Here is a 15,676-nt window from a genome sequence, read left to right on the forward strand (position 1 = left end):
CGGGCGGCGGGCGGGCGCCGTCACTCGTGCCAGTCCGGGTTCTCGGCCTCCCACTGCCGCAGCTCTGCGACCAGCTCCTGGAACTCGGCGTCGCTGGTGGCGAACTTCGTCTCGCCCGTCTCGTGGTTGACCGTCACCCAGTACATCTCGGTCCCGTCGGCCGGGGCCAGCGCCGCGTCGATCGACGCCCGGCCCGGGTTCGAGATCGGGGTGGGCGGCAGGCCCTTGTGCTTGCGCAGGTTGTACGGGTTGGACGCGTCGTCGAGCTCCGCCCGGGTCAGGGCGCCGCTGGTGCGGCCCGTCCCGTACAGGACCGCGGCGTCGATACCCAGATACCAGTTCTGGTCGAGGCGACGCTGGATGACGCCCGACATCCGGGGCCGGTCCTCGGGGCGGGCCGCCTCCCGCTCGATGAGGGAGGCGCGGATGAGGACGTCCTCCCACCGCTCCTGCGGCGCACCCGCGTCCTCCAGCTGCGAGATCGTCATCTCCACCATCATCCGTACGACGTCGGCCGGCGGGGTCTTCCCGGGGCGGACGTCGTACGTCTGGGGGAACAGCCAGCCCTCAGGGTTGCCGCCGGCCTGCTCCGGCAGGTGATCGCCGATGTTCTCGAAGGCCTGGTTCGTCTTCTTCTCGGGCCAGCCCGCGGCGATCATGCGCTCGCGGATCTGCTCGACGGTCAGGCCCTCGGGGACGGTGAGGCCGCCGCGGTCGATCTCGTTGCGTGCGAGTGTCGCCACCGCGTCCGCCGCCGCCATCCGCGTGAGCAGGGTATGGGTTCCGGGCTGGATGCCCGGCGCGTCGGGGTTCTGGTCGAACGCCCGCTTGAAGGCGCCGTAGGAGGCGACGACGCCGTTCTCGACGAGCACCTCGCCGATGACCGCGCCGTTGGCGCCCTCGGGGATGTCGACCTTGACCTCCTCGCCGCCGGGCCCGTCGTAGTCCTCCGCCGCCAGCGGCGTCTCGATACCGAAGAGATAGCCGTCGTTCCACCACGTCCACGCGCCGAGCCCGCCGACGACGAGAAGCGCCACCACGATGCCGGCGACGAGCCCGCCGCGCGGTGCCGACCCGCGGCGCCTGCCTCCCCGGCTCCCGCGGCCGGTGCCGCGGGCACTCCGCCGGCGGTTGCCTGTCCCTGCCCAGTGGCGTGGCGGTCCTTGGTTCGACACGTCGGCCATCGGCGCGCGGTTCACCCGTCTCTCGTGCTCGTATCCCTCGCCCCGGCACGGGGTCCGTGCCGCGGCGAGACGGTTATATCAGGTCGGCCCGCCGGGTCAGGACGCCGCGGCCCGCCCCCGCCGCCGTCCCGCCCGGCGCGTCAGCCCTGCTTCGCCTGCCACTCCCGCAGCTCGGCCACGTACTCCTGATGCTGCGCGTAGGTCTCCGAGAACTTGGTCTCACCCGTGTTCAGGTTCACCGTGACCCAGAACTTCCAGGCGCCCTCGGCCGGGTTCAGGACGGCGTCGATCGATGCCTCGCTCGGGTTCGCGATCGGCGTCGGCGGCAGGCCGACGTGCCGCTCCAGGTTGAAGGGCGTGTCCGCCTCCTTGTCGGCGTTCGTCAGCTCGATGCCGGGCTTGTCGAGCCCGTACGCCAGCGACGCGTCGATCTGGAGCTTCATGTCGTCCTCGAGCCGGTTCTCGATCGCGCGGGCGATCTTCGGCCGGTCCTCGGCGATCATGCCCTCCCGCTCCACGAGGGAGGCCTTGATCAGCACGTCCTGGCGTTCCCTCGGTGGCACGCCCCGCTCGTCGAGTCGTGCGACCGTGTTGCGCACCATGCGCCGCAGCACGTCGGCCGCGGTCTCCTCCTCGGGGTCCACCGGGTAGGTGTGCGGGTAGAGCCAGCCCTCCGCGTTGCCGTCCGCCTGCTTCGGCAGGCCGAACGAGCGGGGCCGGTCCAGCGCGTCGCGGAAGTCCGCGGCGGGGATGCCGGAGACGGACGCGAGACGCTCGACCGTCTGCGCGACCGTGAAGCCCTCCGGGATCGTCACCTCAAGGTGCGCCATCTCGTTCTTGGCCAGCAGCGAGACGGCGTCCGACGCCTTCATCTCCGTGAGCATGTCGCGCGTGCCCGGCCGGATCCCGGCGGCGTCGGGATTCTCGCCGAACGCCTTGACGAAGGCGTCCTTGCTCGCCACGACGCCGGCGTCGTACAGCACCTCGGCCATGTCGAAGCCGGTGGCGCCCTCCGTGATCTCGACCGTCACGTCGTCCGTGCCGGGGCCCGGGAAGTCCTTGGCCTCGATCGGGTTCTCGAAGGAGAGCAGCATGTCGCGCTGCTCCCACACCAGGTAGCCCGCCCCGGCCACGAGACCGAAGGTCACGAGCAGTACGACGAACGACCGTCCCTGACGGCGGCGCCGTCTCGTGCGCCGGGAACGGTGGTCTCGCGGGGTCCGGGTACGGGGACGCAGAGTGGCCGCCGAGCCCTCCTGAGCCTCAGGCGGGGCCGTGAACAGGTCCGTCACCTCGTCGATCCTTCACTTCTGGGGGAACGTGCTGGGGGTTCGCGCGTGCGTGTCGTGCACGGTCTACACCTCGGCGCCGATGCCGGCACGAGCCCCTGTCGCCCGCTCGGCGTCGAGTGCGGATTGCAGAATGATAACGGCAGCCGCCTGATCGATCACGGATCGGTGCTTCCGGGTGGTTCGCCCGGCCGCGTGCAGCGCCTGCGTGGCGGTGACCGTGGTCATCCGCTCGTCCACGAACCGCAGCTCCGTCGCCGCCTGCCCGGCGTCCGCCAGCGCGCGTACGAGCCCGCCGGCGAACGCGCGCGCGTCCGCGCTCGACGCGCCCTCCGCACCGCTCAGGTGCTTCGGCAGGCCGACGTAGACCACCGCCGCGAACCGCTCCGCGGCCTCCTGCGCGATACGACGCAGCGCCGCCTGCTCGGGCTTGCGCGGCACCGTCTCGACAGGTGTGGCCACGAGGCCGTCCGGATCGCTCGCCGCCAGGCCGACACGCGCCGTGCCGACGTCGATCGCGAGGCGGGCGCCCCGGGGCAGGGGCGCCCGCCCGGCTGCGTCCGGACGGGCTTCCGCCCCCATCAGGCGCCGACCGTGGCCAGCCGCACGCCCTCCGCGACGCCCGCGAGCGCCTCGCCGAGCCTGGCCGGGTCCTGGCCGCCGCCCTGGGCGAGGTCGGGCTTGCCGCCGCCCCCGCCGCCCAGCGTGCGCGCGGCGGCGCGCACCAGGTCCCCGGCCTTGTGCCCGGCCCGGCGGGCGGCCTCGTTGGTGGCGACCACCACGACGGGCCGGCCCTCGGACGTGCCGCCCGCGGCGACGACGACGGGTTCGGCTTCGCCGAGACGGGCCCGTACGTCCAGCACGAGGGCGCGCAGACCGTCGGCGGCGGCCTCGCCGGCGTCGTGCGTGACGACGCGGACGTCGCCCACACGGGGTGCCTCGGCGGCCAGCTTCCCGGCGATCGCGAGCAGTTGTGCCTGGCGCAGGGTGGCGAGTTCCTTCTCGGCGTCCTTGAGCCGGGTCATGAGCGACCCGACGCGGTCGGCGAGCTCGTCGTGGCGGACGTTGAGCATGCCGGTGAGCTGCCCGACCAGGGCGTGCTCCGTGGCCTGGAACCCGTACGCGCCGTCGCCCACGAGGGCGTCGACGCGTCGCACGCCCGAGCCGATGGACGACTCGCCCAGCAGCGTCACGCGGCCGAGCTCGCCGGTCAGCTTCACGTGGGTGCCGCCGCACAGTTCGCGGGACCAGTCCCCGCCGATCGACACGACGCGCACGACGTCGCCGTACTTCTCGCCGAACAGGGCCATGGCGCCGAGTGCCTTGGCCTGGGACAGGGGCATCTGCTGGTCGGTGACCTCGAGGTTCTCGGTGAGAAGCGTGTTGACGCGCTCCTCGATCTCGCCGAGCGCGGTGGCCGGCACGGCCTGCGGGGAGCGGAAGTCGAACCGGATACGGCTCGGGGCGTTCTCCGACCCGGCCTGCGTGCGGTCCGGGCCGACCAGCTCGTGCAGCGCCTTGTGGATCATGTGCGTGGCCGAGTGGGCCTTGCTGATCGCCACGCGGCGGGCGGCGTCGATGGTGGCGGTGCCCGGGTCGCCGAGCGCGACCGTGCCCTCGACGAGGCGGCCGCGGTGCACGCTCAATCCCTTGACGGGTCGCTGCACGTCGTCGACCTCGATCGTGGCGCCGCCGTCGAGCACGATCCTGCCCTGGTCGGCGAGCTGGCCGCCGGCCTCCGCGTAGAACGGGGTGCGGTCCAGGATCACCTCCACGTCGGCGGGGGCGGTGGCGGCGGGGGCGGCCGCACCGCCGGACAGCAGGCCCACGACCCGCACCGTGGCGTCGTGCTGGGTGTAGCCGAGGAACTCGACGGGCTCGCTCAGCCCCTGGGCGACGGACTCGTAGGCGGCGACGTCGACGTTGCCGTGGCGCTTGGCCAGCGCGTCGGCGCGGGCGCGGTCGCGCTGCTCCTGCATGAGCGTGCGGAACGCCTGTTCGTCGACGCGCACGCCCTGTTCGGCGGCCATCTCCAGGGTGAGGTCGATCGGGAAGCCGTAGGTGTCGTGGAGCTGGAACGCGGCCTCGCCGCCCAGCACGAGGGAGCCCGCGCCGGCGGGCGTGGCGGCCTTCAGCTTGGACACGGCGGTGTCCAGGATGGTGGTGCCGGCGGCGAGGGTGCGGCGGAACGCCTCCTCCTCGGCGTAGGCGACCTGGGAGATCTGCTCGAAGTTCGTCTCGAGCTCCGGGTAGGAGGCCTTCATCGCGTCCTTGGAGACGGGCAGCAGCGACGGCAGGGCGACGTCCTCCACGCCGAGCAGGCGCATCGCCCGCACGGAGCGGCGCAGCAGGCGGCGCAGCACGTAGCCGCGGCCCTCGTTGGAGGGGCGCACGCCGTCGCCGATGATCATCAGGGCGCTGCGGACGTGGTCGGCCACGACGCGCATGCGGACGTCGTCGTCGTGGTCGGCGCCGTACCTCTTGCCGGACAGCTTCTCGGTGGCGTCGATGACGGGGCGGACCTCGTCGATCTCGTACATGTTGTCGACGCCCTGGAGCAGGAACGCGACGCGTTCGAGCCCCATGCCGGTGTCGATGTTCTTCGCCGTGAGGTCGCCCACGACCTTGAAGTCGTCCTTCGCCTTCACGTCGTCGAGGGCGTACTGCATGAACACGAGGTTCCAGATCTCGATGTACCGGTCCTCGTCGGCGGCGGGGCCGCCCTCGGCGCCGTACTCGGGGCCGCGGTCGTAGAAGATCTCGGAGCAGGGCCCGCCGGGGCCCGGCTGGCCGGTGTGCCAGTAGTTCGTCTTCTTGCCCATGCGCTGGATGCGCTCGTCGGGCAGACCGGCGACCTCCTTCCAGAGGGTGACGGCCTCCTCGTCGGTCTCGTACACCGTCACCCACAGCAGGTCGGGGTCGATCCCGAGGTTGCCGTCCTCCCGGGAGCCGGTGAGGAACTCCCAGGCGTACCGGATCGCCCCCTCCTTGAAGTAGTCCCCGAAGGAGAAGTTGCCGTTCATCTGGAAGAACGTGCCGTGCCGGGTGGTCTTGCCGACCTCGTCGATGTCGAGGGTGCGCACGCACTTCTGCACGCTCGTGGCCCGCTTCCACGGCGGCGTCTGCTGGCCCGTCATGTAGGGGATGAACGGCACCATGCCCGCGATCGTGAACAGCGTGGAGGGGTCCGGGCTGATCAGCGACGCGGACGGCACCACCGCATGACCCCTTGCCTCGAAGAAGTCGAGCCAGCGCTTGCGGATCTCGGCGGTGCGCATCTATCGCGGTCCTTGTCTCGTGGGCCGGCGCGCGCCCGCGCGCCGGGAGTCGGTCTGTGCGGTCCCAGTCTCCCGCGCCCGGGCACGAAAGACGAAACTGAATGTGGTGCGGTGTGGACAACGTCGCGGGCTCACGTGAAAATCCCGCCCGGCCACGGCGCGACGCCCGTGCGGCGGGTGGTCGACACTCGTACGGCCGCCCGGGCGACACCCCGGTGGTCGGTGCCGCGGTGGCCGGTCAGCGGGCGGTTCGGCGGCGCAGCTCGTCCAGGTCGTACGTGCCCCCGGCGCCGTCGGACAGGAGCGATGCCATGAGCTCCGCCTCCCGGTGCGCCCGCGCGGCCCGGAAGTCGCCGGCGAACCCGCGTGCGCCGCGCGCGAGCCGGACCCCGGCGGCGTCCGCGGCGTCGACCGCCCTGGCCCCCGCCGCGGCCGCCATGCTCGCCGGCGTGTACCGCGCGGCGAGCCGCTGACCGCGCCGGATCACCACGACGGTGACCACGACGCCGACGCCGATCCAGAACAGCCGGGCCCTCACCGGGCGCCGCCCTCGGGCGCCGCGGCGTGCCGGCCGCTGCCGGGAGCGGTGTCCGCGCCACGATCGCCGTCGTACCGTCCGGTGGCCTTGGCGAACGCCTGCCGCACCCCGTACGAGAACGCGGCCACCTTCACCAGCGGGCCACCGAGGGTGGCGGCGTAGAGCCCGGTCAGGGCGCTCACGTTCTCGCTGACGGACGCCGCGCTGGTGGTGACGACGTCCACCTTCTCGAGCTGCGTGTTGGCGCTGGCCACGGCCGTGGCGGTCTCGTCCAGGATGGGCACGGAGTGCTCGGTCACCTCGCGCAGGCCGGCCCGCGCCTCTTCCAGCACCCGGCCGAGCTTGATCAGTGGATACGCCAGGAAACCCACGAGCAGCAGGAACGCGATCGCCGCGAGCAGTCCCGCCACGTCACCGAGGGAGAAAGTCATGGCCGCAACCCTAACGTGGGACGACGACGCCCCGCCCGGGCACGAGGGCGCGGACGGGGCGTGTCGGGCCGACCGGAGGCCGGCGGGCGATGTCAGCGGGCGTAGTACTCGACGACCATCTGCACGTCGCAGGTCACGGGGACCTCGGCGCGCTTCGGACGGCGGGTCAGCGTCGCGGACAGCTTCTCCAGCTGCACGTCGAGGTAGCCGGGCACGGCCGGCAGCACGTCACGGTGCGCGCCGGCGGCGGCGACCTGGAACGGCGTGGTGGCCTGGCTCTTCGGCTTCACCTGGATGGTCTGGCCCTCCTTCACGCGGAAGGACGGACGGTCCACGATCTTGCCGTCCACCAGGATGTGACGGTGGGTCACGATCTGGCGGGCCTGCAGGATGGTGCGGCCGAAGCCGGCGCGCAGCACGAGGGAGTCGAGACGGGTCTCGAGGTCCTCGACCATGACCTCACCGGTCAGGCCGGGCTGCTTGCGGGAGTTCTCGTACACCTTGAGGAGCTGCTTCTCCCGCAGGGCGTACTGCGCCCGCAGGCGCTGCTTCTCGCGCAGGCGCACCGCGTAGTCCGACTCGGTGCGGCGACGGGCACGGCCGTGCTCACCGGGCGGGTACGGGCGCTTCTCGAAGTGCTTGACGGCCTTCGGCGTGAGCGGAAGACCGAGCTTGCGGCTCAGGCGAACCTGGCGCCGCGAACGGGTGACAGAGGTCACGTGATGTTCCTGTCCTTCGTGGTTGATAGGTCACACCCGTGGTCCGGCGTCGTCCGGGGACGGGCACCGGCCGGGTGCGGGACCAGCCGACGGACGTGCCGCGGGCGAACCGCGAGCGCGTCTCGGGGCCGAGGTCCCAGGGAGCCGCCGTCCGGGCCCAGGGCCCGTCAGGCAACCGCACCATCCTATCCCAGGCCGGCCAGGCCGCCGGTGTGAGGTGCCCGACGGCGTCCTCCCCCGCCCGTCCCGCCGGTGGCGGCGGTGTCGGACTCCCCGCATAGGGTTGCGGCATGGACCTGTTCTCCGCGGTGACCACCACCGAGCGCGGCACGCCCGAGGTGAGCGACGCCGCGCCCCTCGCCGTGCGGATGCGCCCGGCGTCCGTCGCGGAGATCGCCGGGCAGGAGCACCTGCTCGAGGCCGGCTCCCCGCTGCGGCGGCTCATCGAGCCGGCCGACGCGACGAGCTCCCGTTCCGCGCCGTCCTCGGTGATCCTCTGGGGGCCGCCCGGCACGGGAAAGACCACGCTCGCCTACCTCGTCGCGACCGTGTCGGGCCGCCGGTTCGTGGAGCTCTCGGCGGTCACGGCCGGGGTCAAGGACGTGCGGCAGGTCGTCGAGGACGCCCGGCGCCGGCTGGCCACGGGCGGCTCGGAGACCGTGCTGTTCGTCGACGAGGTGCACCGGTTCTCCAAGACCCAGCAGGACGCGCTGCTGCCGTCCGTCGAGAACCGCTGGGTCACGCTCGTGGCCGCCACCACCGAGAACCCGTCGTTCTCGGTGAACTCGCCGCTGCTGTCCCGCTCCCTGCTGCTCACCCTGAAGCCGCTCACGTCGGAGCACGTGCACGAGCTCGTGATGCGCGCGGTCGCGGATCCGCGCGGCCTCGACGGCTCCGTCGCCCTCGCCGACGACGCCGCCGCACACCTGGTCCGCCTCGCCGGCGGCGACGCCCGCAAGGCGCTCACCATCCTGGAGGCCGCGGCCGGGACGGTGCTGTCCGACGGCGACCGCGGGGCGGGCCCCGAGCCCGGAACCGGCGACGAACCCGGCACGGACGATACGCCCGCACCAGACGACGACCGGGAAACCGACGGGGACCGGGGCGACGGCCACGGAACCGGCGACGAGCCGGCTGCGAGCGCCTCCCCGGAGAACGGTCCGCCCCGGATCAGGCTGGCCGACGTCGAGCGCGCCGTCGACGTCGCCGCCGTGCAATACGACCGCGCCGGGGACCAGCACTACGACGTGATCAGCGCGTTCATCAAGTCGATCCGCGGGTCCGACGTCGACGCCGCGCTGCACTACCTCGCGCGCATGGTCGCGGCCGGGGAGGATCCGCGGTTCATCGCCCGGCGGCTCATCATCTCCGCCGCGGAGGACGTCGGCGTCGCCGACCCGTCCGCCCTCCAGACGGCGGTCGCCGCCGCGCAGGCGGTGCAGATGATCGGCATGCCCGAGGGCCGCATCGTGCTGGCGGAGGCCGTGGTGCACCTGGCCACCGCGCCGAAGTCGAACGCGGCGTACCTCGCCGGAGACGCGGCGCTGGCGGACGTGCGGGCCGGCAAGGCCGGCACGGTGCCGATGCACCTGCGCGACGCCCACTACGCCGGCGCCGAGGGGCTCGGGCACGGGAAGGACTACCGGTACGCGCACGACTGGCCGCACGCCGTGGCGCCGCAGCAGTACCTGCCCGACTCGCTCGCGGGCACGGAGTACTACTCCCCCAGCGACCGCGGGTTCGAGCGCCAGGTCTCCGAACGCCTGGCCCGGGTGCGGGGAATCCTGCGGTCGGAGGAATGATCCGGACCCGCCCGCATCCCGACCCCCACGCCGATCGCCACCACCACGATCCCGAACCACACCGCCGGACCGGGGACCGGCTCGCCGAGGAGCACGCCACCCACCGCGGACGTGACCGGAACGACGCCGGTGAACAGCCCGGCGCGGCCCGGCCCCAGGCGCCCCACTGCCGTGTACCAGAGCAGGAACGCCACGACGGTGACGAACACCGCCAGGTGCAGCGTCGCCAGCAGGTGGTCCGGCTCCAGGGCCAGGACGGCCGCGGGCCCCTCGGCCGTCAGGCTGAGCACGACGAATCCGGCGGCGGCGATCCAGGTGGCGTGCAGGGTGACGCCGTGCGGCCCGAGCCGGCGCAGCACGGGCACGGCCAGGAGGGTGAACCCGGCCTCGCACACGAGCGTGAGCAGCGCGTAGCCGACACCGGCGGCGTCGGTGCGTCCGCCCCCGGTGACCAGGACGGCACCGGCGGTCACCACCACCGCACCGGCCACGACCGCCGGCGCGGGCCACGACCGCGCCGCCAGCGGGCCGACGAGCGCCAGGAGCACGGGAACCGCCGCGACGGCCACCCCGATCACCGCCGGCTCGGCGTGCTCGACCCCGCGCACGACGGCGACGTTGAACAGCACCAGGCCGCTCAGGGCGACGCCCGCGAGCCATGCCCATTCGCGCCCGCGCGGGCGGGGCGCGGCTCGCCCCGCTCCCCGCAGGACCAGCGCGAGGATGGCGGCCGCCAGCAGGTACCGCAGCGCCTGGACGGCGAAGAGCGGCGCGTCGTCGAACGTGCCCGACACGGCGACCAGGCTGCCCACCATCGCCATCCCGAGCGCGGCGTAGACCGCGCCGGTCCGGCGCGTGCCGATCCCGCGCCCGCCCGTCCCGCGGATGCCGGTCCCACGTACTCCGTCCTGGCTGCCCGCGCCCGGTAGGCCTGGGCCCGTCCCGGCATCCGGCACCGTCACTGCGCCCGGTGTCGCACCCTGTGCGCCCCCGGCCGCCGAGGTGGCACCCACCGTCGTTTCTCCGGTCGTCGTCCCTGTCATGCCCGACAGCCTGTGTGACACATTGGTATCCCCGACAGGGCCAAGCCAGACACGATCGTGAGGACCAAGATGGCGGGCTCCGACTTCCTCCAGCTCGATCCGGCTCGTGCCCCCGCCGGCGGCCTGACCGCCTGGCTCACCGACGAGCTGCGGGACGCCGTGCGCGACGGCCGGCTCGCGGCCGGCGACCGGCTGCCCGCCACGCGGGTGCTGGCCGGCCAGCTCGACTGCTCCCGCGGCGTCGTCGTAGAGGCCTATCAGCGGCTGACGGACGAGGGCCTGCTGTCCGGCCGCCGCGGCGGCGGAACGACGGTGCGCACGGACTGGCTGCCCGCACCGTCGGCACCGCCCGAGACGTCGGGGTCCCCGCCGTCGAACACCCCGCCGTCGAACACCCCGCCATCGCGCACACAGCCGCCGAACACCGCCGCGCCACCGGGCGCCCGGCCGGTGGCCGGGCGGATCGACCTCTCCCCCGGCCTCCCCGACCTGTCCGCGTTCCCCCGCGCCGCCTGGGCACGCGCGGAGCGGGCGGCGCTGAACGGCCTCGCGTCCGCCGACCTCGGCTACGGCGACCCCCGCGGCCTCCCCGCGCTCCGCGAGGCCCTCGCCGGATGGCTCGCCCGCACCCGCGGCGTGCGCGCGCACCCCGACGAGATCCTGGTCACCAACGGCGTGGCACAGGGCCTGGTCCTGCTCGCGACGGTGCTCCGCGGCCACGGGATCACCCGGATCGGCTTCGAGGACCCCGGATCGCGCGGCGCGCGCGAGCACCTGCGCCGGTGGGGCCTCGAGCCGGTCTCGGTGCCGGTGGACGACGGCGGTCTCGACGTCGCCGCCCTCGACACCACCGCCCTCGATGCCGTGCTGGTCACGCCCGCGCACCAGTTCCCCACCGGTGTGGCCCTCGCCCCGGGGCGCCGTCGCGCACTGGTTGCCTGGGCCCGCGCGTCGGCCCGGGCCACGGCACCGCACGTGCGCACCCCGGCGGCCGCCGCGTTCCCTTCCCGGCTGGTGATCGAGGACGACTACGACGCCGAGCACCGCTACGACCGCCCGCCCGTGCCCGCCCTGCGTGCCCTGGCGCCGGACCGGGTGGTGCACCTGGGCAGCGTGTCCAAGTCGCTGGCGCCCGCCCTCCGGCTGGGCTGGATGCTGGCGCCCGCGCCGATGCGCGCGGAGCTGACCGAGGCCCGCTACTGGACGGACCTCGCGAGCCCCGCCCTGCCGCAGCTCGCGCTGGCGCACTTCATCACGTCGGGGGCGTTCGACCGGCACCTGCGCCAGGTGCGGCGCCGCCATCGCGCGCGCCGCGACGCCCTGCTCGCGGCCCTCGCCGCACACCTGCCGGACGCGGCGGTGCACGGCGTCGCGGCGGGCCTGCACCTGCTGGTCACGCTGCCCGACGACGTCGACGACGCCGCGCTCGCCGCCCGGGCGGAACGGGCCGGCGTCACCGTGCACCCGCTGTCGTCGCACCGTCACGGCGCCGGGCCGCCCGGGCTCGTCATCGGGTACGCGGCCGCGGGCCCGGACCGGCTGCGGGAGGCGGTGGCGCGCCTGGCGGCGGCACTGGGCCGGCGGTCCTAGACGAGGCCGAGCTCCCGGGCCCGCACCCCGGCCTGGAACCGGGAGTCCGCGCCGAGCGCGGCCATGAGCTCCGCCACCCGGCGCCGGTAGGTGCGCACACCCAGCCCCAGCTCCCGGGCGGCGGCCTCGTCCTTGACGCCCCGGCCGAGCAGGTCCAGCACCTGGGGTGCGAGGCGCCGGATCTCCGCGGCTCCGGCGTCGTACACGTCCAGGTCGGTGGCCGACCGCCAGGCGGCCTCGAACAGCGCGCTGATGCCGTGGACGGTCTCGCGCCGGGTGATCAGGCTGTAGCTACGCTCACCGGAGCGCTGGTCGCCGGCGAGGATCGCCAGCCGGCCGTCGAGGATGATGGTCTCGTTCACCTCGTCGGTGGAGATCCGCACCTCGGCGCCCGGGTGCTCCAGCACCGTCGCCATCCGCTGGGGCCAGGAGGGATCGAGGAGCATGCCAGAGCGGTAGACCTTGCGGATCCGGGCGTCGCGGCGCCGCGGCGGGACCCGTCGATCGTGCGGGGAGCCGTCCGCGATCACGCGCGGGCCGTTCGTCCACCCCCACGACGAGAGGGTGTTCGCGGCGCAGGTGATGCTCGTCGCGTCGGCGAACAGGTGCGCCGTGCGGCGGAACACCTCCTCCTCACCGCGCACGACGGTGACGCCGCCGTCGGTGGTCCTGGCTGTACTCGGCATGTCGCCCACTCTCCTGCCCGCGGCGAGGTCGGTCCAGCCGTGGCAACAACCTGCCGACGCCGCAGATTCCGGCCGCGGACGCCGCACGCTGATGCCATGACGACGAACGACACGACGACCGACGCACCGACCGCCACACCCACCACGCCCACGACCCGCACCACGCCCACCGCGGCGGCCGCGGGCACCTGGCGCCTCGGGGGCCGCGAGATCAACCGGATCGGCTTCGGGGCGATGCGCCTGACCGGCATGCCGTGGGACGAGAAGCCCCGCGACCGGGACACGGCGATCGCCGTCCTGCGCCGGGCGGTCGAGCTCGGCGTGAACCACATCGACACGGCCGCCTTCTACTTCCTGCCGACCCGCTCCGCCAACGAGCTCATCGGCACCGCCCTCTACCCCTATCGGGACGACCTGGTCATCGCCACGAAGGTGGGTCCGGGACGCTCCCGCGCGGGTGAGTTCGAGCCGTACGCCCGCCCCGAGGAACTGCGCCTCCAGGTCGAGGAGAACGTCCGCCAGCTCGGCGTCGACCACCTTGCCGTCGTGAACCTGCGCTGGGGCTCGGGCCTCGGCAAGGAGCCCGGGTCCGTGGCCGAGCACGTCGGAGCGCTCACGGAGCTGCGCGACGCCGGGCTGCTCGCGCACATCGGCGTGTCCAACGTGTCGGCCGAGCAGCTCACCGAGGCGATGGCGATCACGCCCGTCGTCGAGGTGCAGAACCGCTACGGCCTCACGGAGCGCGCCGACGACGACCTCGTCGCGCTGACCGGCGAGCACGGCATCGCGTTCGTGCCGTTCTTCTCCGTCGGCGCCGCCGTCCCCGGCGCCGTCCCGGGCGGCGGCGACGCGACCGGCGAGGCGGAGGTCGCCGCCGTCGCGGAGGCCCGCGGCGCCACGCCGGCCCAGGTCCGGCTCGCCTGGACCCTGCACCGCGGGCCGCACGTGATCGCGATCCCCGGCACGGGCAGCCTCGCGCACCTGGAGGAGAACGTCGCCGCCGGGGCGCTGACCCTCACGGAGGACGACCTCGCGCGGCTCGACGCGATCGCTCCCCCCGGCTGACGGGGCCGGTGCGGGAGACCCGGCGGTACGCGAGCCGGTGTCCGGGCCCGGGCGCTCCGGCGGGCCCGGACACCGGCTCAGCCCTGACCCGGGCGTTCCGGCACGCCGGCGCCGGGAAGGGTCACCCGGACGACCAGTCCTCCCTCCGGCCGCGCGGTCGCGGTGATCGTCCCGTGGTGCGCGACGACGACCGCGCGGGCGATCGCCAGCCCCAGGCCGTGCCCGGACCGGTCGCTGCGCACGCGCGAGTCGGCCCGGTGGAACGGCTCGAACAGGCGGTCCACCTCCGCGGCGTCGAGCAGCGGTCCGGTGTTGGCGACCTCCAGCGTCACGGTGCCGCCGCCCGGCGCCGCGCCGCGGTCCGCCGTCCCCGTGCGGCCTCCCGCGACGTCGCCGTCGACCGCGACGCGTACCCGGCCGCCGGCCGTGTTGTGCCGCACCGCGTTCCCGACCAGGTTCGCCAGCAGCTGCCGGAGCAGCACGGAACTGCCCGCGACGAGACTCCCCGCCTCCAGGGCGGCCGTCATCCGCAGGCCGGCCGCTGCCGCCTCCTCGCGGGCCTCCGCGCACGCCTCCCCGGCGAGGGCGGCGAGATCCACCGGTGCGGCGTCGAGCTCGGCATGTTCCGCGTTGGCGAGTTGCAGCAGCCCGTGCACGATCTCGATGCTGCGTTCGTTGGCGGCCCGCAGGCGGGGCGCGATGCGGCCCAGTTCCGCGTCGTCGTCCCCGGCGACCTGGAGAGCGGTGCGGGTGGCGGCGAGCGGGGTGAGGAGTTCGTGGGAGGCGTTGGCGGCGAATCGCCGGTGCGCCTCGAAGGATCGCTCGAGGCGGGCGAGGGTGAGGTCGAAGGTGTCGGCGAGCTGCCGCAGCTCGTCGTCGGGGCCGTCCGCGCCGATGCGGTACGCCAGGTCGCCCTCACCGGCCCGGGCGGCGGCCCGGCTGATGTCGCCCAGCGGTGCCAGCAGGCGGCGGGTCAGCAGCCAGCCGGCGGCGAGCCCGAGCGCGCCGACCAGCGCCGCGCCGGTCAGGGACACGGTGAGCACGGTCGCCCAGACGTCCTCCTTCGAGCGGACGAGGACCGTCGCCGCTCTCGCGTACGGCGACGGCGACGATGCCGGGGACGGCGAGACCGGCGCGACCGTGGGGGCGTCCTCGACGTGTTCCGCCGCGACGATCTGGATCGCACCCAGGTCGTAGGACGGCAGGTAGCGCATCCCGAGGTAGACGGCCGCCACGATCAGGCCGCCCGAGACCACGAGGACCAGGGCGAACCCCGCCCAGATCCGCACGTGGATGCTGAGCCGGCGGGCGCCGCTCACGGCTCCGTCGCCAGGTAGTAGCCCGCGCTGATCGCGGTGTGCACGAGCTGGGGGCCGCCGAGCTTGCGACGCAGCGTGTGGATGACGAGCCGGACGGCGTTCGTGAACGGGTCGGCGGCCTCGTCCCACGCCTTCTCCAGGAGGTACTCGGCGCTGAGGACGCCGCCGTCGGCCCGCATGAGGAGTTCCAGGACGGCGAGCTCCTTCGGCGTGAGCCTGACCTCGCGGCCCGCGCGCTCGACCCGGCGGCGGTGCGTGTCGAGGATGACGTCCGCGTACCTCAGCAGCGGGGCCTGGGCGGGGGTGCTACGCCGGTACAGCGCCCTGATCCGCGCCACGAGTTCGGGGAAGTCGAAGGGCTTGGGCAGGTAGTCGTCGGCGCCGAGCCCGAGGCCGGTCACCTTGTCGCCCAGCCGCCCCGCGGCGGTCAGCATGAGGATCCGCACCTCGGGGTGCTCGGCGACGGTGCGGCGGCACACGTCGTCGCCGTGCACGCCGGGCAGGTCGCGGTCGAGGACGACGACGTCGTACCCGCTGACCGACAGCTTCTCCAGCGCGGCCTCGCCGTCCTGGGCGACGTCGGCCGAGATCCCCTCCCGGCGCAGGCCGCGCTGGACGACCTCGGCCATGAACTCCTCGTCCTCCACGATCAGCACACGCACTCGCGCCGTCCCTCCTTCGTCCCGCCCGGTTCGTCACGTCCGGCTCGTCCCATCCGGTCCCGCCCGGCAC

The 15,676-nt window shown here is 74.2% G+C and carries 14 protein-coding genes; 3 read left to right on the forward strand and 11 right to left on the reverse strand.

The window, feature by feature from the left end; genetic code table 11:
- Positions 1-20 precede the first annotated feature (20 nt).
- From mltG (IIE03_RS04645) to rpsD, 7 genes are all read right to left on the reverse strand, one after another.
- Positions 21-1,199, reverse strand: coding sequence for an endolytic transglycosylase MltG (gene mltG, locus IIE03_RS04645; RefSeq protein WP_192861569.1), 1,179 nt, complete (start codon positions 1,197-1,199; stop codon positions 21-23).
- Between the two features lie 125 nt (positions 1,200-1,324).
- On the reverse strand, positions 1,325-2,332 hold the full coding sequence (gene mltG, locus IIE03_RS04650; protein WP_318842804.1) for an endolytic transglycosylase MltG: 1,008 nt from the start codon (positions 2,330-2,332) through the stop codon (positions 1,325-1,327).
- 207 nt (positions 2,333-2,539) lie between these two features.
- Positions 2,540-3,055 carry a Holliday junction resolvase RuvX gene (ruvX, locus tag IIE03_RS04655; protein WP_192861571.1) on the reverse strand — a complete coding sequence of 172 codons (516 nt, stop codon included), beginning with the start codon at positions 3,053-3,055 and terminating at the stop codon, positions 2,540-2,542.
- Positions 3,055-5,751 carry an alanine--tRNA ligase gene (alaS, locus tag IIE03_RS04660; RefSeq protein ID WP_192861572.1) on the reverse strand — a complete coding sequence of 899 codons (2,697 nt, stop codon included), beginning with the start codon at positions 5,749-5,751 and terminating at the stop codon, positions 3,055-3,057. The genes ruvX and alaS overlap by 1 nt, the downstream gene beginning before the upstream one ends.
- 238 nt (positions 5,752-5,989) lie before the next feature.
- The gene (locus IIE03_RS04665; RefSeq protein ID WP_192861573.1) at positions 5,990-6,289 is read right to left on the reverse strand and encodes a hypothetical protein; all 300 of its coding nucleotides are present in this window, start codon (positions 6,287-6,289) and stop codon (positions 5,990-5,992) included.
- Positions 6,286-6,720 carry a DUF948 domain-containing protein gene (locus tag IIE03_RS04670; protein ID WP_192861574.1) on the reverse strand — a complete coding sequence of 145 codons (435 nt, stop codon included), beginning with the start codon at positions 6,718-6,720 and terminating at the stop codon, positions 6,286-6,288. Before IIE03_RS04670 ends, IIE03_RS04665 begins: the two co-directional genes overlap by 4 nt.
- Positions 6,721-6,812: 92 nt before the next feature.
- The gene (gene rpsD, locus IIE03_RS04675) at positions 6,813-7,439 is read right to left on the reverse strand and encodes a 30S ribosomal protein S4 (RefSeq protein WP_192861575.1); all 627 of its coding nucleotides are present in this window, start codon (positions 7,437-7,439) and stop codon (positions 6,813-6,815) included.
- A gap of 290 nt (positions 7,440-7,729) precedes the next feature.
- Between rpsD and IIE03_RS04680 the strand changes: the two genes are divergently transcribed.
- Complete coding sequence (locus IIE03_RS04680; protein ID WP_192861576.1) at positions 7,730-9,241, forward strand: replication-associated recombination protein A; 1,512 nt, start codon at positions 7,730-7,732, stop codon at positions 9,239-9,241.
- Here the strand turns inward: IIE03_RS04680 and IIE03_RS04685 are convergent.
- Positions 9,157-10,284 (reverse strand): DMT family transporter, encoded by a 1,128-nt coding sequence (locus IIE03_RS04685; protein WP_192861577.1) that lies wholly within the window; start codon positions 10,282-10,284, stop codon positions 9,157-9,159. The genes IIE03_RS04680 and IIE03_RS04685 overlap by 85 nt on opposite strands.
- Before the next feature lie 57 nt (positions 10,285-10,341).
- Between IIE03_RS04685 and IIE03_RS04690 the strand changes: the two genes are divergently transcribed.
- Positions 10,342-11,874, forward strand: a complete 1,533-nt coding sequence (locus IIE03_RS04690; protein WP_318842805.1) for an aminotransferase-like domain-containing protein — start codon at positions 10,342-10,344, stop codon at positions 11,872-11,874.
- On the opposite strand, the gene IIE03_RS04695 is transcribed toward IIE03_RS04690, so the two are convergent.
- The gene (locus IIE03_RS04695) at positions 11,871-12,560 is read right to left on the reverse strand and encodes a response regulator transcription factor (protein ID WP_192861578.1); all 690 of its coding nucleotides are present in this window, start codon (positions 12,558-12,560) and stop codon (positions 11,871-11,873) included. The genes IIE03_RS04690 and IIE03_RS04695 overlap by 4 nt on opposite strands.
- Positions 12,561-12,656: 96 nt before the next feature.
- Here IIE03_RS04695 and IIE03_RS04700 point away from each other — a divergent pair, with 96 nt between their 5' ends.
- Positions 12,657-13,625 (forward strand): oxidoreductase, encoded by a 969-nt coding sequence (locus IIE03_RS04700; RefSeq protein WP_192861579.1) that lies wholly within the window; start codon positions 12,657-12,659, stop codon positions 13,623-13,625.
- A 77-nt stretch (positions 13,626-13,702) separates the two neighbouring features.
- Here IIE03_RS04700 and IIE03_RS04705 read toward each other — a convergent pair whose 3' ends face one another.
- Positions 13,703-14,944 (reverse strand): sensor histidine kinase, encoded by a 1,242-nt coding sequence (locus tag IIE03_RS04705; RefSeq protein ID WP_192861580.1) that lies wholly within the window; start codon positions 14,942-14,944, stop codon positions 13,703-13,705.
- Positions 14,941-15,606: a response regulator transcription factor gene (locus tag IIE03_RS04710; protein ID WP_192861581.1), complete on the reverse strand. Its 666-nt coding sequence runs from the start codon at positions 15,604-15,606 to the stop codon at positions 14,941-14,943. The genes IIE03_RS04705 and IIE03_RS04710 overlap by 4 nt, the downstream gene beginning before the upstream one ends.
- Positions 15,607-15,676: the final 70 nt, after the last annotated feature.

Origin of the sequence: Myceligenerans pegani, from assembly GCF_014892515.1 — a bacterium.
GTDB classification, from domain to species: domain Bacteria; phylum Actinomycetota; class Actinomycetes; order Actinomycetales; family Cellulomonadaceae; genus Myceligenerans; species Myceligenerans pegani.

What these genes read in the sequence shown, in the direction of transcription:
- ruvX (WP_192861571.1), bottom strand. Translation starts at nt 3,055, where the DNA reads ATGGGGGCGGAAGCCCGTCCGGACGCAGCCGGGCGGGCGCCCCTGCCC.
- IIE03_RS04670 (WP_192861574.1), bottom strand. Translation starts at nt 6,720, where the DNA reads ATGACTTTCTCCCTCGGTGACGTGGCGGGACTGCTCGCGGCGATCGCG.
- IIE03_RS04680 (WP_192861576.1), top strand. Translation starts at nt 7,730, where the DNA reads ATGGACCTGTTCTCCGCGGTGACCACCACCGAGCGCGGCACGCCCGAG.
- IIE03_RS04695 (WP_192861578.1), bottom strand. Translation starts at nt 12,560, where the DNA reads ATGCCGAGTACAGCCAGGACCACCGACGGCGGCGTCACCGTCGTGCGC.
- alaS (WP_192861572.1), bottom strand. Translation starts at nt 5,751, where the DNA reads ATGCGCACCGCCGAGATCCGCAAGCGCTGGCTCGACTTCTTCGAGGCA.
- IIE03_RS04685 (WP_192861577.1), bottom strand. Translation starts at nt 10,284, where the DNA reads ATGACAGGGACGACGACCGGAGAAACGACGGTGGGTGCCACCTCGGCG.
- IIE03_RS04700 (WP_192861579.1), top strand. Translation starts at nt 12,657, where the DNA reads ATGACGACGAACGACACGACGACCGACGCACCGACCGCCACACCCACC.